The 23723-nt window shown below is 32.2% G+C and carries 27 protein-coding genes and 1 riboswitch; all 27 genes read left to right on the top strand.

Translation table 11 applies throughout. The features are described from left to right. Positions 1-133 precede the first annotated feature (133 nt). Positions 134-976, top strand: a complete 843-nt coding sequence (locus B3J31_RS05245; RefSeq protein WP_346868442.1) for a flagellin — start codon at positions 134-136, stop codon at positions 974-976. A gap of 109 nt (positions 977-1085) precedes the next feature. After that, a riboswitch (cyclic di-GMP riboswitch) is annotated at positions 1086-1167 on the top strand. A 398-nt stretch (positions 1168-1565) separates the two neighbouring features. Then, a complete protein-coding gene (gene flgB, locus B3J31_RS05240) occupies positions 1566-1946 on the top strand; it encodes a flagellar basal body rod protein FlgB (protein WP_150845031.1) in 381 nt (126 codons plus the stop codon). Between the two features lie 2 nt (positions 1947-1948). Beyond that, positions 1949-2380: a flagellar basal body rod protein FlgC gene (gene flgC / locus B3J31_RS05235; protein WP_084178021.1), complete on the top strand. Its 432-nt coding sequence runs from the start codon at positions 1949-1951 to the stop codon at positions 2378-2380. A 19-nt stretch (positions 2381-2399) separates the two neighbouring features. Next, positions 2400-2720: a flagellar hook-basal body complex protein FliE gene (gene fliE, locus B3J31_RS05230; protein WP_150845030.1), complete on the top strand. Its 321-nt coding sequence runs from the start codon at positions 2400-2402 to the stop codon at positions 2718-2720. 16 nt (positions 2721-2736) lie between these two features. After that, complete coding sequence (gene fliF, locus B3J31_RS05225; RefSeq protein WP_346868441.1) at positions 2737-4305, top strand: flagellar basal-body MS-ring/collar protein FliF; 1569 nt, start codon at positions 2737-2739, stop codon at positions 4303-4305. Between the two features lie 2 nt (positions 4306-4307). Beyond that, positions 4308-5321 carry a flagellar motor switch protein FliG gene (gene fliG, locus B3J31_RS05220; RefSeq protein WP_150845028.1) on the top strand — a complete coding sequence of 338 codons (1014 nt, stop codon included), beginning with the start codon at positions 4308-4310 and terminating at the stop codon, positions 5319-5321. Continuing rightward, complete coding sequence (locus B3J31_RS05215; RefSeq protein ID WP_346868440.1) at positions 5305-6072, top strand: hypothetical protein; 768 nt, start codon at positions 5305-5307, stop codon at positions 6070-6072. The genes fliG and B3J31_RS05215 overlap by 17 nt, the downstream gene beginning before the upstream one ends. Positions 6073-6086: 14 nt before the next feature. Then, positions 6087-7394: a flagellar protein export ATPase FliI gene (fliI, locus tag B3J31_RS05210; RefSeq protein WP_150845026.1), complete on the top strand. Its 1308-nt coding sequence runs from the start codon at positions 6087-6089 to the stop codon at positions 7392-7394. 14 nt (positions 7395-7408) lie between these two features. Next, complete coding sequence (gene fliJ, locus B3J31_RS05205; RefSeq protein ID WP_346868439.1) at positions 7409-7849, top strand: flagellar export protein FliJ; 441 nt, start codon at positions 7409-7411, stop codon at positions 7847-7849. A gap of 5 nt (positions 7850-7854) precedes the next feature. Further along, a complete protein-coding gene (locus B3J31_RS05200; protein WP_346868450.1) occupies positions 7855-9183 on the top strand; it encodes a flagellar hook-length control protein FliK in 1329 nt (442 codons plus the stop codon). A gap of 11 nt (positions 9184-9194) precedes the next feature. Further along, entirely contained in the window at positions 9195-9899 is a 705-nt protein-coding gene (locus B3J31_RS05195; RefSeq protein WP_346868438.1) for a flagellar hook capping FlgD N-terminal domain-containing protein, read from the top strand. A gap of 43 nt (positions 9900-9942) precedes the next feature. Continuing rightward, complete coding sequence (locus B3J31_RS05190) at positions 9943-10956, top strand: flagellar hook-basal body complex protein (RefSeq protein WP_346868437.1); 1014 nt, start codon at positions 9943-9945, stop codon at positions 10954-10956. Between the two features lie 101 nt (positions 10957-11057). After that, entirely contained in the window at positions 11058-11273 is a 216-nt protein-coding gene (locus B3J31_RS05185; RefSeq protein WP_150845022.1) for a flagellar FlbD family protein, read from the top strand. Next, entirely contained in the window at positions 11260-12051 is a 792-nt protein-coding gene (locus B3J31_RS05180) for a motility protein A (RefSeq protein ID WP_346868436.1), read from the top strand. The genes B3J31_RS05185 and B3J31_RS05180 overlap by 14 nt, the downstream gene beginning before the upstream one ends. A 10-nt stretch (positions 12052-12061) precedes the next feature. Next, positions 12062-12778 carry an OmpA family protein gene (locus tag B3J31_RS05175; protein WP_346868435.1) on the top strand — a complete coding sequence of 239 codons (717 nt, stop codon included), beginning with the start codon at positions 12062-12064 and terminating at the stop codon, positions 12776-12778. A 1-nt stretch (position 12779) separates the two neighbouring features. Then, positions 12780-13277 carry a flagellar basal body-associated FliL family protein gene (locus B3J31_RS05170; RefSeq protein WP_346868434.1) on the top strand — a complete coding sequence of 166 codons (498 nt, stop codon included), beginning with the start codon at positions 12780-12782 and terminating at the stop codon, positions 13275-13277. A gap of 7 nt (positions 13278-13284) precedes the next feature. Then, positions 13285-13626 carry a flagellar biosynthetic protein FliO gene (locus B3J31_RS05165; RefSeq protein WP_346868433.1) on the top strand — a complete coding sequence of 114 codons (342 nt, stop codon included), beginning with the start codon at positions 13285-13287 and terminating at the stop codon, positions 13624-13626. A 32-nt stretch (positions 13627-13658) separates the two neighbouring features. Beyond that, the gene (gene fliP, locus B3J31_RS05160; protein ID WP_150845017.1) at positions 13659-14480 is read left to right on the top strand and encodes a flagellar type III secretion system pore protein FliP; all 822 of its coding nucleotides are present in this window, start codon (positions 13659-13661) and stop codon (positions 14478-14480) included. 14 nt (positions 14481-14494) lie between these two features. Continuing rightward, a complete protein-coding gene (locus tag B3J31_RS05155; RefSeq protein ID WP_035129252.1) occupies positions 14495-14764 on the top strand; it encodes a flagellar biosynthetic protein FliQ in 270 nt (89 codons plus the stop codon). Positions 14765-14775: 11 nt separating this feature from the next. Next, a complete protein-coding gene (locus B3J31_RS05150; RefSeq protein WP_346868432.1) occupies positions 14776-16611 on the top strand; it encodes a fused FliR family export protein/FlhB family type III secretion system protein in 1836 nt (611 codons plus the stop codon). 20 nt (positions 16612-16631) lie between these two features. Next, positions 16632-18695 carry a flagellar biosynthesis protein FlhA gene (gene flhA, locus B3J31_RS05145; protein ID WP_346868431.1) on the top strand — a complete coding sequence of 688 codons (2064 nt, stop codon included), beginning with the start codon at positions 16632-16634 and terminating at the stop codon, positions 18693-18695. Beyond that, a complete protein-coding gene (gene flhF / locus B3J31_RS05140) occupies positions 18695-19873 on the top strand; it encodes a flagellar biosynthesis protein FlhF (RefSeq protein ID WP_346868430.1) in 1179 nt (392 codons plus the stop codon). Before flhA ends, flhF begins: the two co-directional genes overlap by 1 nt. Beyond that, entirely contained in the window at positions 19867-20733 is an 867-nt protein-coding gene (locus B3J31_RS05135) for an AAA family ATPase (RefSeq protein ID WP_150845014.1), read from the top strand. Before flhF ends, B3J31_RS05135 begins: the two co-directional genes overlap by 7 nt. A gap of 9 nt (positions 20734-20742) precedes the next feature. Then, positions 20743-21402: a flagellar brake protein gene (locus tag B3J31_RS05130; protein ID WP_346868429.1), complete on the top strand. Its 660-nt coding sequence runs from the start codon at positions 20743-20745 to the stop codon at positions 21400-21402. Positions 21403-21414: 12 nt separating this feature from the next. Beyond that, positions 21415-22149 (top strand): FliA/WhiG family RNA polymerase sigma factor, encoded by a 735-nt coding sequence (locus B3J31_RS05125; protein ID WP_346868428.1) that lies wholly within the window; start codon positions 21415-21417, stop codon positions 22147-22149. Between the two features lie 15 nt (positions 22150-22164). After that, positions 22165-22734 (top strand): hypothetical protein, encoded by a 570-nt coding sequence (locus tag B3J31_RS05120; protein WP_346868427.1) that lies wholly within the window; start codon positions 22165-22167, stop codon positions 22732-22734. Positions 22735-22929: 195 nt separating this feature from the next. Next, on the top strand, positions 22930-23712 hold the full coding sequence (locus B3J31_RS05115; RefSeq protein ID WP_150845010.1) for a flagellar hook-basal body complex protein: 783 nt from the start codon (positions 22930-22932) through the stop codon (positions 23710-23712). Positions 23713-23723: the final 11 nt, after the last annotated feature.

The following is a 23723-nucleotide window of genomic DNA, read 5'->3' as shown; positions in this document are numbered from 1 at the left end:
CAGGTTTAACAATAGAAGAAGTTAAAGCACTTAGAGAGTAGTGACTCCCCACAACACCTAAAGTATATTGGCTACACTTCGATAATATTAATATAAAGTTTGGTGGTTTCAGACAACTATAAGGAGTGAGATAATGAGATTAAGTAGAAATATGGCTTCAATGAGGATATTTAATAGCTATACTAAAAATTTAGCAGCTCAGTCTAAATCATATGGTAATATTAGTTCAGGTAATAAGATACAGACCTATAGAGATGATCCTAATGCTAAGGCTAAAAGTGATAAGTTGAAGTTAGAGATTAGAGGTCTTCAAATGGCCACTAGAAATATTCAAGATAGTGTAAGTCTTATGCAAACCATGGATGGGGGTATGCAAAATATAAGTGAATCCTTGCAAAGGGCTAGAGAACTTATGGTTCAAGCTGGAGGAGCAACTACGCAGGAAGATAGAGCAGTTATTCAAAAGGAAATAGATCAGAATCTAGAACATATAACTTATACTGCTAATAATACGGAGATGAATGGTGTAAAGCTGTTAGCTGATAAAAATAATCCAGGAGATGGGGTTGACTTACTTATTGGAGCAACAAGTGAGGATGTAATAAAAATGCCAGCATACAATTTTACAGCTTCAGGATTAGGACTTATAGATGATACTAAGGGAAAAATAAGTGTAGATAATATAGATGATGGATTAAAGCGATTAGATGATGCAATTAATAAATTGAATTCTGGAAGAGGAAAGTATGGAGCACTAAGTAATAGAATGGAGTCTACCATGGATTATACCAGCGAAGTGGCAGGTAAGGTAGAAGGAGCAGAGGGTGAAATTACTGGTACTGATATAGCACTGGAAATGGTTGAGTATGCCAAAAACTCAATTTTAGTGGAATCAGGTATGGCTATGATGGCTCAAACAAATCAATTTCCACAGGATATTCTACAAATATTGAGCAACGTATATCCTAATAGGTAGAGAAAAGAAATTTCATGTAGCAAATTAGGAATTTTAAGTAAAAAGTAAAAATCTTCAGTTTAAAAGGTTGAATGGAAGAAAAATATAGTATATAATGCAAATATGTAAAAAATTAAATAGGCAAAACTTGCGAAAGTTAGTGACGCAAAGCTAAAGGGGCTAAGCCTAAGGTATGCCAGCCAGTTGCCAAAGAGTTAGTATACTTTTTGTTTTATGCATTATATAGATATTATAGAAGTAAAGAATATTTTTGTTTTAACCTTTGTGCAATAAAAAAGCTACTCTTTTTTTTGAGTAGCCTTTTTGTTTTATAAAATATAAGGAGTTGTAAACAGTTGCTAAGTCTTATGTTTAACAATAGAGTGAATAATATAAAGTTACATAAAATAACATGTAACTATTATTATTCAAGATTTACCATACTATATTTTACTTATAATTAAGTTTATAGAATTATTTCTATTTAACGTAAGACTAATGCATGAAAAATAAAAAAAATTCGTAGGCCTAACAAAAAAAGAAGGGATTTAAGTATTTATGTCTAATTTATAAACAATAAGTATGTTTTTATGGAAAATGGAGGTATAAAATGTCACAAAATGAAGTATATGGATTATTAAAAAAATCTATGAATGTAACTGTTGAGGCTAATAAAGTTATTGCTAATAATATTGCAAATGTAAATATAAAAAACTATAAGAGATATTATGTTCCCTTTGAACAGGTTATGGAACAATCAACAGCAAATGGTAATTTGAAAACTACAAATGAAAGACATATAGGCATTGGGAGCAAAGATGTACAAGTTAAAAGAGATGACAGTGCATCTATGCGAGAAGATGGAAATAACGTGGATATTGAAACAGAAATGACAAGTCAAGCTGCTAATACTATGATGTATGAATCTTTAGTTAGATTTGCCAGTGGAAAGTTAAATAGTACAAGTAGAGTTATAAAAGGAGGGAACTAAAAGTGGAGGCATTTAGAGGAATGAGAATTTCAGCTAGTGGTCTTACTGCAGAAAGATTAAGAATGGATACTATCTCTTCTAATATTGTTAATGCAGGAACTACTAGAGGAAAAGATGGGAAACCTTATGTAAGAAAGATTGCTATGTTTCAAGAGAACCTAAAGGAAGCCTACAATAAAAGCAATGGAAAAGTAGAGGACAAGTTAAATGGGGTTAAAGCAGTTGGCATTGTAGATGATGAATCAGAACTTATTAAAGTATATAATCCAAGTCATCCAGATGCGGATGAAGAAGGATTTGTAACTATGCCAAATGTAAATATCTCCAATGAAATGGTGGAGTTAATAGCATCAAGTAGAGCTTATGAAGCCAATGTCAATGCAATGAATGCACAAAAAAGTATGTTTTTAAAAACTTTAGAAATAGGTAAATAAAAGATGGGAGTAGTACTTTATGATGAACAATTACATACCAAATGCAACAATTTTTCAAAATGAGCTAAGGGAAATTTATGGGGTAAAAGAAAAGGATACTGTAGAGAATAGCGCTTCAAGTGGCACAGGATTTGCAGCTGTTATAAAGGATGAATTGCAAAAGGTCAACGATCTACAAGTTGAAGCAGATAATAATGTAACAGGATATATTGCAGGAGAAAAAAGTATCCATGAAGTAGTATTAGCTACAGAAGAGGCATCTATGTCCCTAGAGCTTGCTATTCAAATAAGAAATAAGCTAGTTGATGCTTATAAGGAATTTAATAATATGCAAGTATAATGGGGGTAAGGATTAGATGAGTAAGCTATCGGAGCTAATGAAGAAGATAAAAGATAAGTGGAATTCCATGTCGAAAACTAGAAAGATAGCTTTAGTGATAATTGCGGTGGTGACTTTTATAGCAATAGGAACACTACTTTATGTATCACTTAAACCAAAGTATACAGTTTTATTTTCAAATATGGATTCCCAAGATTCAGGAAAGGTTATAGCAAATTTAGAGGGCAAAGGGACTAAGTATAAAATAGAAGGAAATTCAATCTTGGTTGAAAAGTCTCAAGTAGATAAACTGAGAATGGAAATGCTATCAGAGGTTCAAATAACAGAAGGAAGTCAAGGTTTTGAACTTTTTGATGAGGGTAGCATAGGAGCTACCGATGAAGAATCAAAAATAATGTATCAAAGAGCACTTTCTGGAGAACTTGAAAGAACTATAAAGGGTTTTGAAGAAGTTGAGGCAGCAAAGGTAAATTTAGTTTTACCAAATAACTCAGCCTTTGTAACTAAACCAACTCCTGCTAGTGCTTCAGTAACTGTAAAGTTAGTACCAGGAAATGAACTTTCACCAGAGCAAGTTAAAGCTATTGTACACTTAGTAACGGGTAGTGTGGAAAACCTAGATAAGGAAGACGTTACAATAGTATCAGACAATCTAAAGTTATTAACGGAGGGGTTGTTTGATAATGAAAAAGGAACCCAGGCTACTAGTACAGAAAATCAAATTGATTCAACTAAAAAAGTTGAGAAAGAATATGAAAAGAAAATCTTAAATGTATTAGAACCAATCTATAAAGATAATGTAAAAGTATCTGTAAATGCACAGCTTAATTTTGACGCTGTAAAGCAAAATAATGTTACATATGATCCAAAGGGATCTGCAGTGGTAAGTGAGCATATTATTAAAGATAATAGTAAGGATACTGAAAATACTTCAGGAAGTACTGTGGATAATAATATGACTAATGAGCAAGATGCAGAAAAAGATACTGAAAAAGCTGGCTATTCGGAAGAAATAAGAAATTATAATAATACTAAGAGTGAAGAAACAGTTGTGAAGGCACCAGGTCAAGTGGAGAGAATTACCACATCTGTTGTTGTAAATGGAGATATAGATAATGCAACTAAGAATACTATAAAAAATTTAGTATCTGATGCCATTGGTTTTGATGAGGCACGAGGTGATGGAATTTCAGTTGAAAGTTTAGCCTTTAATGATGATTATAAAACACAAGCTGAAGAAGAAATTAAGGCTATGAAGGAAGCAGAAGAAAAATCTAGAAGGATTAAGCTTATTGCTTTAGGAGTCGGAGCAGTTATAGCACTTATACTTATTATTGTATTTGTTCTTATACTTAGAAATAAGAGAAAAGAAGATGAAGAAGAGGAAGAGGCTATAGAAGGACTAGATGTAGTTATAGGAGATGAAACTTTAGAAACAGTGGCGGATTTATATAAAGATTTAGATTTGGAAGCAGAAACTGAAAAAGAAAAAATCATGAAAGAAGTTAAAAAATATGCAGAAAAGAAACCTGAACAGGTAGCTGATATTATAAAATCATGGATGACTGATGAAGAAGGGAGATAGTAATGGCTAAAACAGAAAAATTTACAGGTATTCAAAAGGCAGCAATATTATTTATCTCTTTAGGACCAGATGCATCTGCAGCAATAATAAAAAGATTAAATGAAAGAGATATACAAAAGATAACCTATGAGATTGCAAATATGTCATCGGTTAAAGCTGAAGACAGACAAGCTGTTTTAGATGAATTTATGGAATTAAATAAGGCTAAGGATTATATTATTGAAGGTGGAGTAGAGTATGCTAGAAGCGTTTTATCTAAAGCTTTAGGAACTCAAAAGGCCAATGATATTCTAGAGAGAGTTACAGAGTTTTCACAGCAGTTTAGACCTTTTTCTATTGCTAGAAAAGCCGATGCAACTCAGCTTATGAATGTAATTTCAGGAGAACATCCTCAGACTATAGCATTAATACTTTGTCATCTACAGCCGGATAAGGCGGGACAGATAATGTCTGCACTTCCATCTGAATTACAGAGTGAAGTTGCCTATAGAGTTGCTACTATGAGTAATATATATCCGGTGGTAGTGAAGGAAATTGAAGAGGTGTTAAATAGTAAGTTATCTTCGGTGGTTACTAGCGAAAGTACTGTTATAGGAGGAGTTCAATCTTTAGTTAATATACTAAATCAAGTTGATAGGACTACAGAGAAAAACATTACAGAAGGTCTTGAAAGGGAAGATATGGAACTTGCAGATAAAGTTAAGGAATCTATGTTTGTATTTGAGGATATTATTACTATCAATGATGTGGAAATTCAAAGAATTTTACGTGAAGTTGATAATAAGGAACTATGTATGGCTCTAAAGGGTACTTCAGAGCAAGTAATAGAAACTATATCAAGAAACCTTTCAAAACGTGCAGCAGCTACTTTGAAGGAAGATATGGAATTCTTAGGACCTGTAAGACTTATGGATGTTGAAAAAGCTCAACAAAAAATTGTTGCTTTAATTAGAAGACTAGATGAAGCTGGAGAAATAACAATTGTAAGAGGTGGAGACGATGCACTCATCTTATAGGATAATAAAAAGTGTCAATGTATGTGAAAGTGGAACCAAGGCAATAGATACAGACTTTTATATAGAGCCAGCTCCCATAGTAGAGGATACCACTGACCTTGAGGATACTAATCCTAAGAGCATGGAGGAGTATCTAAAACTAAAGAAAAAGGGTGAAGAAATAGTTAAAAATGCCCATAAAGAAGCAGAAGTTATTCTTGGTAATGCAAAGGAAAAAGTAGAAGAGCTCCTATATGAAGCCAAGGAAGATGGATTTAATAAGGGTTATGAAGAAGGCCATAGTATTGGTTATAAAGAAGGCTATGACAAGGCTTATGATGAAGGAGTAAAAAAAGGTGAAGAAATAATTCAAAATGCAAATTTTATTCTTTATCAAGCTAAGGAAGAGTATGATAAATTTCTTAAGTCTAAGGAAATGGGCATTAGAAAAATTATTGTAAATGCCGTAGAAAATATGCTTAAAAAGGAGCTTGAAAGTAAGGAAGCACTAAATGGATTACTTTTCAACATCCTATCTGAAGAGAAAAATGCCAAGATGATAATTATAAGGGTAGCACCTAACTATTTAGAAGAAATAGAGACGAAAATAGAAGAATTCAAGCATAGTATGGGCATCAGAGGAGAAGTAGTGGTTTTACAGGATAATTATTTAGAGTATGGAACCTTAGTTGTGGAAAAGGATGATGGAAAAACCACCTTTACCATTAAGGGGAGCATAGAGAAACTAAAGGAAATTCTCATGGAAGCATAGAGGAAGATGGTATTATGATTAATTTGAATATAGGAGACATTGAAAAAAGTATTAGTAAAACAAATTTTAATCATATGGAAGGCGTAGTTAAAAACATAATAGGTCTTACCATTGAAGTAAAAGGAGTTAAGGGTTTTGTAGGGGAAATTTTCCACATATATAATGAGGAAAATAAAACTATAGTCTGTGAAGTGGTAGGTTTTAAAGATGGGAATTTAATTCTTATGCCCCTTGGAAATCTAATAGGTATATCTCCTGGATGTAGAGTAGAGAGAACAGGAAAGCAACTCAGTATAAAGTGTTCAGATGAACTTTTAGGAAGAGTTTTAGATGGAATTGGAAATCCTTTAGATGAAAAGGAATTGTCCCTTTATAAGAATTATCCCTTGGAAGCTATGCCACCAGACCCATTGAAGAGAAGAAGGATTAAAGAAGTTCTTCCTACAGGGGTAAGAGCCATTGATGGATTTCTTACTTGTGGTGAAGGACAAAGGATTGGTATTTTTGCTGGTTCAGGGGTAGGAAAAAGTACTACTCTTGGAATGATTGCTAGAGAAGCTAAGGCTGATGTAAATGTGATATCCCTAATAGGAGAAAGAGGTAGAGAGGTTTTAGATTTTATAGAAAAAGATCTAGGTCCAGAAGGGTTAAAGAAATCTGTAGTAGTATGTGCAACTTCTGATCAACCAGCCCTTGTTAGGCTAAAGGGTGCATTTACTGCTACAGCCATTGCGGAATACTTTAGAGATAAAGGATTAAAGGTTATTCTTATGATGGATTCAGTAACACGTTTTGCTATGGCACAAAGGGAAATTGGTCTTGCTATAGGAGAGCCTCCAGCTACTAAAGGATATACGCCTTCGGTTTTTGCAATGTTACCTAAACTTCTTGAGCGTAGTGGTATGTCTGACAAAGGATCTATTACAGCTTTTTATACAGTCCTTGTTGATGGAGATGACTTTAATGAACCCATTGCAGATGCAGTAAGAGGTATTTTAGATGGACATATTGTCTTAAGCCGTGAGTTAGCTACTAAAAATCATTATCCAGCTATTGATGTACTTAAAAGTGTATCTAGACTTATGCCAGAAATTGCAGAGGAAATCCATATAAAGGCTGCCTCACTTGCTAGAGATTTAATGGCCTCTTATAAAGAAGCAGAAGATTTAATAAATCTAGGAGCTTATGTAAAGGGAAGTAATTCTAAAATAGATATGGCCATTGAATATATAGATAGTATAAATGGATTTTTAACTCAAGAAATAAAAGAAGGTTGTGAAATTGAAGCTAGTAAAGACATGCTTATTAATATGTTTAAATAAAGGTGGTGTAAATTTTGGGACAAACTTATAAATTTAAATTGCAAAGGTTATTGGAATTAAGAGAAAAAGAAGAAGATGGTAAAAAAATAGTTTTTATGGAGGCCCTAAGGGAAAAGAACAGGGTAGAAGAAGAACTTAAAAGTCTAGAGGATAGCTTCCAAAGGTACTCTACTGTGAATAATAACATGAGTGTAACTGAAAGAAAAATTCAACATCATTATTTAAATCTATTAAATAGTACTATTGATATTACACAAGAAAAGCTTAAAACTGATGAAGAAAGAGTGAAGTTCACTAGGAAAGAATTAGTTACTGCTCAAGTAAATAAAAAGATTGTAGGCATATTAAAAGATAAGGATCAGGCAGCATTTATAAAAGAAGAAAATCGAATAGAACAAATTCAAAATGATGAATTTGCACTTTATGGATTTATACGTGAGTGTGGGAGGCGATAAATTTGATGGAAATGGCACAATTTAGTGTTGGAAATGACCTGTATAAAGGTAGTAGTACTAGTGATAAAGTTAAAAAATCTGAAGGAAATAAAGGCTATTCCAATAAGGAATTTTCAAAGGAACTTAAAAACTACAGTACAGATAATGAAAGCTCTAAAACTAAATCAGTAAATTCTATTAAGGAAGAAAAAGTTAAAGAGCCTTCGAAGGATTACATAGTGAGCTCTGAGGAAATTCATGAAGATGAAAAGTTAATTACCTCAGAAGATATGCAGTCACTAATAAATCTAATAATAGCTCTTTTGAATAAGGAGGATACTCCTAAGGCTGAAACGGTTTCTTCTTATCTTATCAGTGGAAATGAAGGTAAAGTGGAACTACAACCTTTAATAGACCTTTTAGGAAGTGAAAAAAAGGCAAATGGCATATTAGAATTATTAAGGGAAGCATCAATTAATAGTGACATGAAAAATAAACTAACTGAGTTGTTAACTTTAATTAATGAGGATATTACTGAGCTAGACAATAGTAGTGAAAGTCTTATGAAACTATTAACAGCAGAAGAAGGTATAGATAAAGATGATCTAATAAGTCAACTTCAAAAAATAGTTTCAATGAAGGAAGCTAACAAAGAAGAGGAGCCTTTAAATATACCTAGAAGAATAGAACTGGAAACTAATGTTATAGAAAAAAGTAGTGTAGTAACTGGAGTAGAAGGTAATGAAGAAAGTAGTAGTAAAGATAGCAAGTTTTCAAAGGAAACAGCTATTTTGAATAAAGTAATTAATGGCGAAGAGAAGGATTCAAAGGTTACAAGAGCTGCTGATTTTATGTCATACTTTGAAAATAGTGTACAAAAATCAGGAGAAGTATCTAGTGAAAAGCCTATAGCTATTACAAAGAGTGATCTTAATAATGATGTGATAAAAGCTCTATCATACATGGATAAAAATGGGGTTAAGGATTTAACTGTAAAGATTTATCCTAAAGAGTTAGGTGAAATATCCATATCTGTAAGTATGGAACAAGGTGCTTTAAAGGCAATGATTAAGGCTACATCAAAGGAAACTGTAGAGATGTTAGCTTTAGGACTTAAGGACATAAATGAAAAGTTAAATGGAAATAACATAAAAATACAATCAGTAGATATAGGACTTTATGAAGAGGATACTACTTATTTTGCTCATGAAAATAACCAAGGCAAAGCATATGAAAATGGTGGACAAAGAAGCAGTGAAAAGGGTAGACAAGGGTCAGAGGTGAATATGGTTGAAGAGGATGTTATACCTGAAGCTAATGTGAAAGCCTCTAATGAGATAGATTTACTAGTTTAGGAGATGATGAAATGGCAATATCAACTAATAATACAGCAACAACACCTTGGGTTGAAGGAAACAAAACTAAAAATGGTACACCTATTGTAAAGCCAGGGGCAGAACTTGACAAAAATTCCTTCTTTAAAATATTAGCTGCTGAGCTTTCTAATCAGGATCCAACTCAAGCACAAGATACTACTGCCTACATCTCGCAGTTAGCTCAATTTACAACCCTTGAACAGATGAGTTCATTAAATTCTACAATGACTCTTTCTTCTGCACAAGGGTTAACTGGAAAATTTGTAGCTTTAGATGCCTTAGATGCTAATGGAGTACCTCAGTGTGGCGTAGTTAGGGCTGTGTATAAACATAAGGGAGACGTTTATGTTACTGTGGAAGGTGTAGATGGAAAATATACAGATTATGAATATAGTCAAGTTACAGATGTCATTGATTCAGGAGATCCAAATATGGATAACTTAACCTTCTCTAATGCAATAACATTGATGGGTAAGATTGTTGAAATAGCACTACCACTGGAGCCACCGGTAGAAAAGCCTGATGGAGATGGTAAGGAAGAAGAAAAGCCAGTAAAGCCTAAGAGTATTACAGGGAAAGTTCTAGAGGTATATAGGGATGCAGAAGGCATCAAGCTTAAGGTTGAAGTTGAAGTTGATGGAAAAATAGAAATTAGAGATTACTTATTTGACTCTGTAATTGGAGTAAAAGGCTAATAAAATTATGTTAAAAAATAGAGAATCGGAGGGATAGTATAATATGTTAAATTCAATGTATTCAGGGATATCAGGTTTAGGAGCTAATCAAAAAAAGTTAGATGTAATAGGAAATAACGTGGCAAACTCAGGAACTACTTCCTTTAAATCATCTTCAGTTACTTTTCAAGATAGTATGTATCAAAGTTATAAAGGAGCTTCAGGCCCAGGATTAAACTTAGGAGGAGTTAACCCTTCTAGAGTTGGTATGGGAGTTTCTATACAAAGTATAGTTACAAACATGGCTCAAGGAAGTCTGCAACCAACAGGAAGACCCTATGATGTAGCTGTAGATGGAACAGGATATTTCATAGTAGCTAAAGGGCCAGAAGGTGGAACTATAACAGTTAATGCAGATCAAAGTATGACATCTACAACTTTAGAAAGTTTTTATACAAGAGATGGATCTTTTAAAGTAGACACTAAGGGTAATCTTTTAAATTCTAATGGTTATAGGATTATGGGATATGCAATAAGTGATGGGAAAGGTACTTCTCCTGTAGGTGGAGCAGTTAATTATGTAGATGGAGAATCAGCAAGTTTAGATGCAAAGCAAAATGAATTAGTACCTCTTAAAATCCCAGAAGTAGTAAAGAAAGATGGGAAAGAGGTTAGAATTCAAGGTTTTTCTATAGAAAATGATGGGCTTATTAAGGCTGTACTTGCTGATGGTAGTACTACTGTTCTTGGACAAGTTGCCATGGCATCATTTACCAACAATGAAGGCCTTGAACAAAAGGGAAATAATATGTATTCTCCTTCAGCAAACTCAGGGAATCCATTAGCTAGAGTTGGTAAATATTCTAGTGAAGTTAAGCTAGATAGTTATGATGGAGATAGAACTGATAATGGTAAAGCTTATGGACAAATTTTGAATGGATTCTTAGAGATGTCAAATGTTGATTTATCTGCACAATTTACAGATATGATAGTTGCAACTCGTTCTTTCCAGGCTTGCGGTAAAATTATCACCACCGCAGATGAAATATTACAAGAGCTTGTAAATTTAAAAAGATAATTTATTTAAATATGTAAATGTGATTTTCCTTAGGCTAAGCCAGTACTTATATTGGTCTTAGCTTAAGTAAATTTACTATATCATAGGAGGTATAGGAGAATATGATAGAGGTTAACCCCTTAAATGGAAAAAAATTTATTCTTAATAGTAATCACATTGAAAAAATTGAAGAAATCCCAGAGACAGTAATTACCTTAGTCAATGGAAAAAAGTATTTAGTTAAAGAGAGTTCTAAAGAAATAGTTGATAAGGTTATAGAGTTTAGACGAAAATACTGGGCAAATGTACGGTTGGAGGAAAGCAATGAAGAAGAATGATATGTTAACAGCTATAGGTTTTGTGATTGCAATTGTTCTTGTATTTTATGGAATGCTAAATGGAGGATCGTTAAAGTTGTTCTTTGATGTACCATCCTTAGCTATAACAGTAGGAGGGTCCTTTGGTGCACTTTTAATGTCTTATCCAATGAATGAAATAAAAAGATTTATAAAGGTTGCAGCACAAGCTTTCAAAGAAGATGGAACATCTAAGGTAGATAATATTGCACTGTTTGTTAATTTATCTAAAAAAGCTAGAAGAGATGGACTACTTTCTTTAGAAGAGGATATACAAGAGATTAATAACGAGTTTGTTAAAAAAGGCTTAAATATGATAGTTGACGGTATTGAGCCTGAATCTATTAGAGAAATTATGACTTTAGAAATTAAAGAATTAGAAAAAAGACATGAAGATGCAGCATCTATGTTCACAACTTGGGGAGCATATGCTCCAGCCATGGGTATGATTGGAACATTGATTGGACTTATACAAATGCTTGCTAACCTATCAGATGCAGACAACTTAGCATCAGGTATGGGTAAGGCTCTTATTACAACTTTTTATGGTTCAATGCTTGCTAACTTAGTTGTACTTCCTATAGCAGGAAAGCTAAATTATAAAACATCTAAAGAAGTAAACCAAATGGAAATGATGATTGAAGGAGTACTTTCTATACAATCAGGAGTAAACCCAAGGGTAATTGAAGATAAAATGATAGTATATTTATCACCAGAGGATAGAGTAAAGTATTTAAGTAGTGTTAGTCAAGGAGAGTAGGTGAATAATTATGGCCAAGAAAGAGATAAAAACTGATGGATGGTTAGCTACTTATGCAGATACTGTTACTTTGCTATTAACCTTCTTTGTTTTACTTTATTCATTATCATCTATAGACTCACAAAAGTTTCAGCAGATAGCTGTAGCCATGCAAAGTGCTTTTAGTGGTAAGGCTGATAGGTCCATACTTGAATTCAATTCAAGTAGTGGTGATGTACCTATAGTTGGAAAACCACAGCTTACAGTGGAGGATGCTCAAGAAAATGAAAACTTGGAAATTTTAGAGGATGTATTAACTTATATTAAGGAAAATGATTTAGAGAAGGATGTTCAAATATATGAAGATGAAAAAGGTCTTAATATCCAGATGAAGGATTCGGTGCTTTTTGATACTGGAAAAGCAGAACTAAGGTCAGATAGTAAAAACGTATTAGACAAGGTTAGTGACTTAATTGGAAAGGTAGATAACAAGATTATAATTGAAGGTCATACAGATAATGTACCAATTAACACACCAGCTATGCCAAATAACTGGCACCTATCTTCTGCTAGAGCATTAAGCGTACTGGATTATTTTCTAGATAGTAAAAAGATTTTAAATCCTCAAAGGTTTTCAGCTCAGGGATGTGGAGAGTATAGACCAATAGCTAAAAATGATACAGATGAAGGTCGAGCTAAAAATAGAAGAGTTAATATTATTGTTGTAACTAATGTAAAGGAGCAGTAAAATGAACAAAAAAAATAGCAAAGGCAATGAGTTAGAAAAAGAAAAGGGTGGAAGTTCTAAATTAGTTCTAGTTATAGTAACCGCTATAGTAATATTTGCACTTATAAGTGGAGCTGTATTTGTTGGATATACCGTTGCAACAAAACAGGTAGGTAAAAATAGTAATGGCACTAGTGAAAGCAATGTAGTAGAAAAGGAAGCTACCTTAAATTTAGACGAATTTTTAGTAAATTTAAGTGATGAGGGAAAGGCTAAATTTGTAAAGTTGAAAATTTCCTTAGGTTCAAATTTAGAGAATAAGGAGCTGCAAGAAGAACTTACAGCCAAGATTCCACAAATAAGAGATTGTATAAATAAGGTATTAAGAGCTAAGAAATCTACAGATTTCAAAACAGAGGGAGATGCTTTATTAAAAGAAGAGATGATCGTAAAGGTAAATGAGCTCTTAAATAGTGGAAAGATAACCAATATTTACTTCACAGATATAATTGTTCAATAGGTGACCTATGGATAGTCAATTGATTTTAACCTTATTAAAACTTGTAATATTTTTCCCCTTAGTTATAGGATTAATTCTTTGGCTAGGGAAGACCGTTGAGAAATATAGTCACATAAACAGGAAATCTACAATGAGAGTAGTAGAGAGACTAACCATTAGTAAGGATAACTCTCTGCTCATTGTAAAGATAAGAGATAAATTTTATTTAGTAACTTCAGCTCAAGGAAAAATAGAAATTGTAGAAGAAGTTGCAGGGGAAGATTACAAAGAAGTTGAAATGATTAAATTAAAGAATAGTAGTGAGTTAAAACAAATTTTTAAAGACAAGTATCTTAAATGGAGAAAGTAAAATATTATTTTAGGAATAAAGGGATAATACATATGAAAAAATTTGATCTAAAAAAGTTTATAAAACCCATAACGCTAATACTACTGGTGTTTTGTGTTATTTCAATTAGTAGTAAAGTAGCTTATGCTACTGGAGATACCATGCCAATTCCAGATATAAATATATCCTTTGGTGATGGGGATGCAAAAACTCCTACTGAATATGTGGACAATATAAAATTATTATTAGTACTAACAGTACTTACAATACTTCCATCAATCCTTATAATGACCACAGGATTTATAAGAATTGTAACAGTGCTTTCTTTCTTTAAGAGTGCTATAGGAGCTACATCACTGCCAAAACAAATAATTGTTGGTTTGTCCTTATTTTTAACTTTCTTTGTAATGGCACCTACCTTTTCAGAAATTAATGAAAAGGCAGTTCAGCCTTATATGAAGGAAGAAATAACAATGGATGTTGCTATAGATAAAGGGATAAAGCCCATGAGGGAATTTATGTTAAAGCAAACTAGAGTAAAAGATTTAAAGTTGTTTCTTGAAGCTGGAAAGGTAGAGGACGCTGTTAAAGTAGAAAAGGATGCAGAGGGTAAGGAAACTTATAATTATGATGATGTTCCACTTTATACAATCGTACCAGCCTTTGTTATAAGTGAGTTAAGAACAGCCTTTGAAATAGGATTTTTGTTATTTATACCATTTATATTGGTGGACATTGTAACTGCTAGTGTTCTTATGTCTATGGGTATGTTTATGTTACCGCCAGCTATGATTTCTCTGCCATTTAAATTACTTTTATTTGTATTAGTAGATGGATGGAATTTGTTAAGTCAATCCTTAATACTAGGATTTTAGAGGGGTGATGTAATATGACACAGACTATGGTGGTTGCAATATTACAGGATATGGTGAAGACGGCTTTAATGGCAGCTGGACCAATACTACTTACAGCTACGGCAGTAGGTCTTTTGATAAGTATATTTCAAGCCACAACTCAGATACAAGAACAAACTTTAACCTTTGTACCTAAAATAATAGCTGTGGCAATAGTGGGAATAATTACTGCCACTTTTATAGGAAACACAGTGATAGGTTTTACTCAAAGAATTTTTTCAATAATTTCTAATATAGGAGCTTAGGTGGGATAACGTTGGTAGATATTTTAATGTTTATAGCTTTTTTAATGGTGTTTATGAGGATAACATCCCTTATTTTTACAGTGCCAACCTTTTTCCCAACAGGAACACCAAGTATAGCAAAGATTGGTGTAGGACTAATTATATCCATGATTTTATCTCCTATAGTTAGTACTGAAGCATTACCAGAAATAAGTAATATATTTGTTTTAATAGTGCTTATAGGTAAAGAAGTAATCATAGGAATATGTCTAGGATATATAGTAAATTTACTGTTTAGTGTTGTACAGATGGCAGGACAAATTATGGATTTTTCCATGGGCTTTTCTATGATGAGCTTATTTGACCCAGTTGCAGGTGAAAACATATCAGTAATGGGAAGGTTGATGTACTGGATTTGTCTTGCTGTATTTATGTTAGTTGATGGACATCTTATTTTAGTGCAGTGTCTTATAGATAGTTTTACTTCAGTTCCTGTAGGGACTGTAACCTTTAATAAAGAAATTTTAGGATATATTATTCAAGTTGTATTTGAATTTTTTACTATTGGGATTAAGATTGCAGTGCCAATAATGCTTATAATACTTATGACGGAAATTGTATTGGGCTTAGTATCAAGAGTTATGCCTCAGCTTAATGCTATGATACTAGGAATGCCAATCAAGATTTTTGTTGGACTTGCAACCTTTGTAATTTCTATTCCTTTAATTATGAAAATTATAGCTTCAAATTTTGGTGCTATTAAGCATATATTCTCGGAAATCTTCACTATGATGCCCTTTATATTAATTTCCGCATCTAATGATAGTGGAGATAAGACGGAAAAACCTACTCCTAAAAAGCTTCAAGATGCTAAGAAAAAAGGTCAAGTAGCTAAAAGTAAGGAATTATCTTCTGCCTTAACTCTTTTAGCAGCTACTTTAGTCATAGCTATCTTAAGTAGCTTTGTTCTGAAGGTATTAAGCTCCAGTATGACAAAGTATCTAGGGAGCTACTTAAATTTTCAATTAAGTGAGGAGAGTTTAGTAGGACTTTTAATAAAGGTATTCATAGATATCTTTAAAATATTTATACCAGTGGCAGTTCCTATTATGGTTATAGGCGTAATTGGATCAATAATTCAAACGGGTTTTATATATACTGGAGATCCATTAAAACCTAAGTTTAGCAAACTAAATCCTATAAGTGGATTTAAAAGAATGTTTTCTATAAGATCCTTAGTGGATTTAGTGAAAAATTTGGGCATTGTTTCTATTGTAGGATATATAGGATATAAGTTTGTTATAGATAATTACTATACTCTTTTGAACTTTGGAAATCTTAAAACAGGCGCAATACTTACAGAATTGGCTAGTTTAATAATTAATGTTTTTGTTAAAGTTGGTATAGCCTTATTAATAATAGGATGCATAGATTTTTTATTTCAGAAGTTCCAACATAATAAGGATTTAAAAATGACTAAACAAGAGATAAAGGAAGAATATAAACAACAAGAAGGAGACCCTATAGTTAAGGGGAAAAGAAAACAAAAGCAAAGAGAAATGGCTATGAGAAGAATGATGCAATCAGTACCAGATGCTACTGTTGTAATTACAAACCCAACCCACATTGCGGTGGCTTTGAAATATGAAGAGAATAGTGGAAAAGCACCAATAGTTGTGGCAAAGGGCAGTGAGTATGTGGCGTTAAAGATTAAGGAAAAGGCTATTGAAAATAATGTACCAATTATAGAAAATAAACCATTAGCTAGACTCATGTTCAAAGAAGTGGATTTAGATAAGGAAATTCCCTTTGATATGTATAAAGCAGTGGCAGAAATATTAGTATTAGTTTATAAAATGAAGAAATAACGTAAAAAAGGATGATAATTATGCTTAAAGATAAGGGATTTAGTATTAAGAATAACTTAGATATAATAGTAGCATTTGGGGTAATTCTTATTGTACTAATGATAATTATACCATTGCCACCAGAAATACTTGATTTTTTCTTTGCCATTAATATTTCAATATCTATAATTATAATGTTACTTACAATGTTTACTACAAATGTATTGCAATTATCAGTATTTCCAACATTATTACTTGTAACTACTCTATTTAGATTAGCACTAAATGTATCCTCTACTAGACTAATTCTAGGACAAGCAGATGCAGGAAAGATAGTGCAGGCTTTTGGAGAGTTCGTAATTGGTGGTAACTATTTTGTTGGAATAATAATATTTTTAATTATTGTTATTATACAGTTTTTAGTTATAACTAGTGGTGCTGGAAGAGTATCTGAGGTTTCAGCAAGATTCACCTTAGATGCTATGCCAGGAAAACAGATGAGTATAGATGCAGATTTAAATGCAGGAATGATTACAGAAGAAGATGCCAGGAAAAAGAGACTTGACCTTCAAAGAGAAGCAGATTTTTATGGAGCTATGGATGGTGCATCTAAATTTGTTAAAGGTGATGCCATAGCAGGTATTATAATTACTATAATAAATATTTTAGGTGGTATTGTTATAGGGGCAGTAATGATGGATATGAGTATAGGCGAGGCTGCTGCTAAGTTTACACAACTCACCATAGGAGACGGACTTGTAAGTCAATTACCTGCACTGTTAATTTCTACAGCTTCAGGTATATTAGTTACTCGTTCAGGAAGTGATGATAACTTTGGAACACAGGTTTCATCACAATTGACAGCATTCCCAGTAGTTATAGCCATTGCATCTCTAGTACTATTTATTCTTGGATTAATTCCAGGGATGCCTATGCTAGTATTCTTTGCTCTATCTGCAGCAGCTGGAACAAGTGCTTACCTAATGTATAAGGATGAAAAAGAGCAAGCTAAGCAGAAGATAGAAATAGAAGAAAAGGAAATTGTAGAGAGTGAGAGTAGAGAGCCAGAAAATGTGATGAATTTAATTTCTGTTGAGCCATTAGAGGTAGAAATAGGCTATGGGCTTATTCCTATGGCTGATGAATCCTCAGGAGGAGATTTGTTACAGAGAATCTCATCAGTGAGAAGACAATGTGCTATAGAGATGGGAATTGTGGTTCAGCCTATTAGAATTAGAGACAATCTACAAATTAGAAATAATGAATATGTAATAAAGATAAGAGGAACAGTGATAGCTAGAGCGGACATAATGCCAAGCATGTTTTTATGTATGAATCCTTCTGGAGAAGATATTAATATGCAGGGAATAAAGACCATAGAGCCTACCTTTGGAATAGATGCTCTATGGATAAATAAGGATCAAAGAGAAGATGCAGAGATAAAGGGACTTACTGTGGTAGATCCAACTACAGTTATGGTTACTCATCTTACAGAAACTATTAAAGCTCATTCTTATGAACTTCTTGGACGTCAAGAAACTAAAGTTATTTTAGATTCTGTAAAGGAAAAGTATCCTACTGTGGTAGAGGAACTTGTACCAGACCTTATGACCATAGGAGAAATTCAAAAGGTTTTACAAGGACTTTTAAAAGAGAAGGTATCTATAAAAGACATGGTAACTATATTAGAATGTCTTGCTGATAATTCACGAAATACTAAGGATATTGAAATGTTAACGGAATATGTGAGATTTTCACTAAGTAGAACTATTTGCAATGATCTAGTGGATGATGAACATAGAATTACAGCAGTAACCATATCTCCAGATATAGAAAAACTAATAGGAAGTAATATTCAAAAATCTATGCAGGGTTCTTTCCCAGCAATAAATCCAGATATTACAACAGAGATATTTAATAGTATTAAGGTAATGTTAGAAAGTACCCACTTTCCAACTAATATACCTATAATTCTAGTTTCTCCAAGAATTAGACCAGCATTTAGAAAGCTTATAGAAATGGTGTTTCCAAGTATTGTAGTATTATCTTTAAATGAAATACCTAATGATGTAGAGATAAGGACCGAAGGAGTTGTATCTATCTAATGATTATAAAGAAATATGTAGCTTCTACCATGAAGGAAGCATTAAGTAAGATAGGTAAGGAGTTAGGAAAAGATGCTGTAATTATAAGTCAGAGAGCTATAAGAAAGCCTGGTATTAAAGGGTTGTTTTCTCCTAAAGTAGTGGAGATAACCGCAGCTGTTGAATCTAAATCTAATGATTTAAGTTGGGATGATAAAGAAATAAACAGTAAGAGTATTTTACCAGTAGATATAGTGAAAAATGATGAATTGGAGCTAAGACAAGAAGTTGAAACAATGAAGAGTCTTATAAATTCCTATTTTTCTACTGAAAGCAATAATTCTATAAATGAGGAAATTAAATTAGAAGAATCAGATAACAAAAACAAAGAAGAAAGTGAATTGCAACAAGAAAAGGCTAGTAATAGTGAAATTTATTTTAAAGAAGCCAAGGAAAGACTTAGAGAATTAGATATATCTAAAGATATAGTTGAAGAATTATTAGAAACTATAAAAATAAATAAACAAGTATCCTCCATTGATGAAATCATAAGTGGAATTAAAGAGGAACTTGGTGCTACTATAAAAATAGATTCTAGTGAAATAAATGGAACACTAGCTTTAGTGGGTCCTACAGGAGTAGGAAAAACAACAACTATAGCAAAGCTAGCAGGGGAACTAGCTCTTGTAAAAAAGAAAAAGGTAGGTTTAATTACTGTAGACACCTATAGAATAGGAGCAGTAGAACAGTTAAAAACCTATGCAGATATTATGAATATTGATTTTAAGGTGGTATTTTCATTAACTGAAATGGAAGAAGCAATAAACTCAATGAAAGACTGTGATGTGATTTTACTAGATACTACTGGTAGGAGTAGTAAAAATACTATGCAAGTATTAGAACTTAAGGCTTTTCTAGATAGGGCTAAGGTTGATAATGCCTATTTAGTAGTCAGTGCTACTACTAAGAGTGGTGACATGGACATCATAGCTAACGGATTTTCTAATATAAGATACAAGGGACTAATACTAACTAAGTTAGATGAGACTTCAACTTATGGTTCCATACTAAATATATGTAGAAGGACTCAGGTTCCTATTAAATTTATCACTGTAGGCCAGAATGTACCAGATGATATAAAGGTACCATTGGAGGATGAGATAATAAAATTGGTGTTAGGGGAAAATAGTATATGTTAGACCAGGCTTCAAGATTAAGACAAATGGTATTTGAAAAGCAAGATACTATGGAAGAAAGCAATAATAATACTAAAATCTTTACCATAACTTCCGGTAAGGGAGGGGTAGGTAAGAGTAACATGGTAATTAATTTAGCAATCTCTCTTAAAAAACTAGGGAAAAAGGTCTTAGTACTAGATGCAGATTTAGGTATGGGCAATGTAGATGTTTTAATAGGGACTATACCTAGATATACCATTTTTGATATAATATTAAATAATAAATCCGTTAATGAGGTAGTAATAAATGGACCTTTAGGTATAAAAATTTTGTGTGGAGGTACAGGACTTTCTAGATTAGATGACTTAAATAGGTCGCAAAGAGAAGTTTTAATTAATAAGTTAGGAGAAATAAAAGATTTTGACTATATATTAATTGATACAGGAGCAGGCATAAATAGAACAGTTATGGCTTTTATAGAGTGTAGTCATGAAGTGTTTATTGTTACTACTCCGGAACCAACAGCATTAACGGATGCATATAGCTTATTAAAAACCATATGTAATCATAATGTGAAAAATAGAGCAAAAATTATTGTTAATAAGGTTTTAAGTAAGGAAGAAGGAAATGATACTTTTAATAGACTAAATAGCTCGGCAAATAGATTTCTAGGAGCTAATCTAGTGCATTTAGGAAACATAGCTGAAGATAAAAAATTAGTGCAAGCTGTAAGGATGCAAAGACCAGTGGTATTGTCTTTCCCTAAAAGTGAAGTAAGTGAAAACATTGAGGCTATTGCAAAGGAGTTAGAAGGTATATCTTATAATAAGGGCAATAGCATCCAGGGTATATTTAAAAAAATGCTTAATATTTTTTCATAGGAGGAGAGTATGAAAGCTAATAATATGATGGAAATCAATAATAAAATAGAGATTTATACAAAAGATCGAGAATTAGCAAAATCAAAAATTCAAGATATTGATGAAGAAGGTATATATATAGCTATAGCCACACCTATACTAAATGGCATAAGTTATCCCTTAAGTACTGGAGACGCAGTTAAGTGTAATTATAATGATGGAAAAGGTAATATATATAATTTTCAGGCTAAGGTGAAAGGAAGAAAATTTGATAAAATAGCCTTGATTACATTGGAAAGAGAAAGTGAATTGGAAAAGGTACAAAGAAGAGACTATGTAAGATTGCCCTTTATAAATGCGATGAAATATTCACCAATAGATAAGTATAATGAAAATGTTCTTAGGGATATTGAAAACTGTGATTATAGGGAAGGACAAACTTTAGATTTAAGTGGTGGTGGTATTAGAATAAAGGTAAAGGAAAGTCTTAATATAGGACAACTAGTCATGTTGAATACTAAGATCAGTAACGATGATGTATTAGCATTAGGTAAAATAGTTAGAGATGAAACTAAAAATAAAAATGAATATGTATATGGAGTAAAATTTCAATATATTGATGCTAAAGTAAGAGAAAACATAATACAATTTATTTTTAAGAATATGAGAAAGTTAATGAAAACAAAGTAGGAGGGAAATGATGTGTCTGTAGCTTGTGATGTAGATGTTAGAGAAGAAATAATTAAAAAAAATATACCTCTTGTAAAGTATATTGCTTCCAAGATTATCGTAGGAAAAAATAAATATGTTGAATATGAAGACTTAATAAGTTATGGAATGATTGGGCTTATGGATGCTATAAATAAGTATGATGACACTAAGGGTATGAAATTTTCCACCTATGCTGCCATAAGAATAAATGGAAGTATTATAGATGAAATACGAAAAAATAGTCCTATATCAAAAAGAGCCATCGATAAGCTTAATAGATACAATAAGGTAGTGGAAGAATTACAAAATAAGCTTTATAGAGAACCAAAAGATATTGAAGTAGCTGAAAGAATGGAAATAAGTTTAAAGGAGCTTACAGATATACAAGGTTATGTAAACTATATTTCAATGATGTCCTTAGAAACTATTTTATTTGGTGATGATGAGGAAATGTCTTTAATCAATTCTATAGAGGATACTAAAAGTCCTTCTCCACAAAAATCTTTGGAAGAAAAAGAGATGCTAGAATACTTGAGGAGAGGCCTAGATAATCTAAAGGAGAGAGATAGACTTATACTAAATCTATATTACTATGAAAAACTTACACTAAAACAAATAGGGTCAGTATTAGAAGTATCGGAATCAAGAGTTTGTCAACTTCATAGTAGAGCTATTTTAAGTTTAAGAAAAGAAATTGAGAAACTCCAATATGATATTAGATCATAGAAGATAGGTGAGAATATGTATATTTTATTAATTATTATTGGAGTGGCTTTAATTGCTACAAATATAAGGGCTATAATGAAAGAAGAAAATAACTTTAGTAAAGCTATGATAGATGCAGAATCTAATATAGATGAAGTAGATATGAGACTTATTGAAATAAGAAGTGAGTTTGCTAAAACAATTACAGAATTACAAAGAGAAATAAATGATTTAAAAAAAGTAAATCATAATGAATTTATTAAGAATGAATTATTAGGAAAAAGGGATGATTCAGATAAAAATATTAGTAATAATGAGTACATAAATACCTTGGTAGATAAGATTGATTCCTTAGATGATGATATTCTTCTTCAAGGAGAAAATATGGATGAATTAATGGATGATATAATAGAAGAAGAAAAAGACGGTAATCCTAAAAAAGAAAAAGAAGACAGTAATCCTAAAAAAGATATAAAGGGTAATAGCTTAAAAGTAGAAGAGGTAAAAGCCTTATTAGCTGAGGGCTTAAGTGAAGAAGGCATAGCACAACGGCTGAATATAGGAAAGGGTGAGGTCTTATTAATAAAGGAATTATATTTAAAATAAAAAAGTTTATTAAAGTTTTAAGTGATAGAAAAATTTTATTTGGTATAGGCATTGGCATAATACTAGGACTATTTTTTAGTATCCCTGCAAAAATAGATTATAAACTTAGCGATGGTGAAATTGAAATAAGAGCAAAAAAATTAGGAATGACCTATCCAGACCAGATTAAAATTGATATAAAGGCGGGTGCAAACAATGATTAGAGGATTGTATACAGTAGCTTCAGGAATAATTACCAGTGAAAAAAATCAAAGTGCTATTATGAATAATATAGCAAATATAAACACTACAGGATATAAATCACAGATATTGTCCATGAAGAGTTTTGATGAGGTATATATTTCTAACAAAGATGGAAAAAACAATGAAAGAGTAACCATCGGATCTATGAGTAATGGAGTAGAAATAAATGATCGAACCACTAATTTCTCACAAGGAACTATAAAGGACACAGGAGTAACAACTGATTTTGCACTTCAGGGAGAAGGATTTTTTGTAGTTCAAAGACAAACCGCTAATGGGGCTACAAATTACTATACAAGAGATGGTCATTTTGCTGTAGACACTTCAGGATATTTAGTGACCTCTAATGGAGATAGGGTACTTAGTAGGAGTGGGAATGGACTAGCACCCATATATATAGGTGAAGGAAGTATTTCTGCAGACAATATTGGGAATATATCTGTGGATGGACGAGAAGCTGGTAGATTAGCTGTAGTTAATTTTCCAAAGGATAACCAAGGTAAATATGAAAATCTTAATGAATTTACATATAACCTTTATGAAGGAGTTAATCCTACCTTTGTTAATAATCCTTATGTGGTTAATAAGTCTCTTGAAGGATCTAATGTTAGCGTAGTTCAAGAAACTAGTAACATGATGACTGTTATGAGAAACTTTGAAAGTAATGCAACTATTTTAAAGGTTTTAGATTCTACCTTGGATAAGGCTGTCAATGAAATAGGTAAAGCTAGATAGAATTAATAGAG

It is taken from the genome of Clostridium sp. UBA5988, assembly GCF_002435615.1.
GTDB classification, from domain to species: domain Bacteria; phylum Bacillota; class Clostridia; order Clostridiales; family Clostridiaceae; genus Clostridium_J; species Clostridium_J sulfidigenes.
Note: the sequence above shows the minus strand (reverse complement) of the source record. Positions and strands in the feature narration are given on the sequence as shown.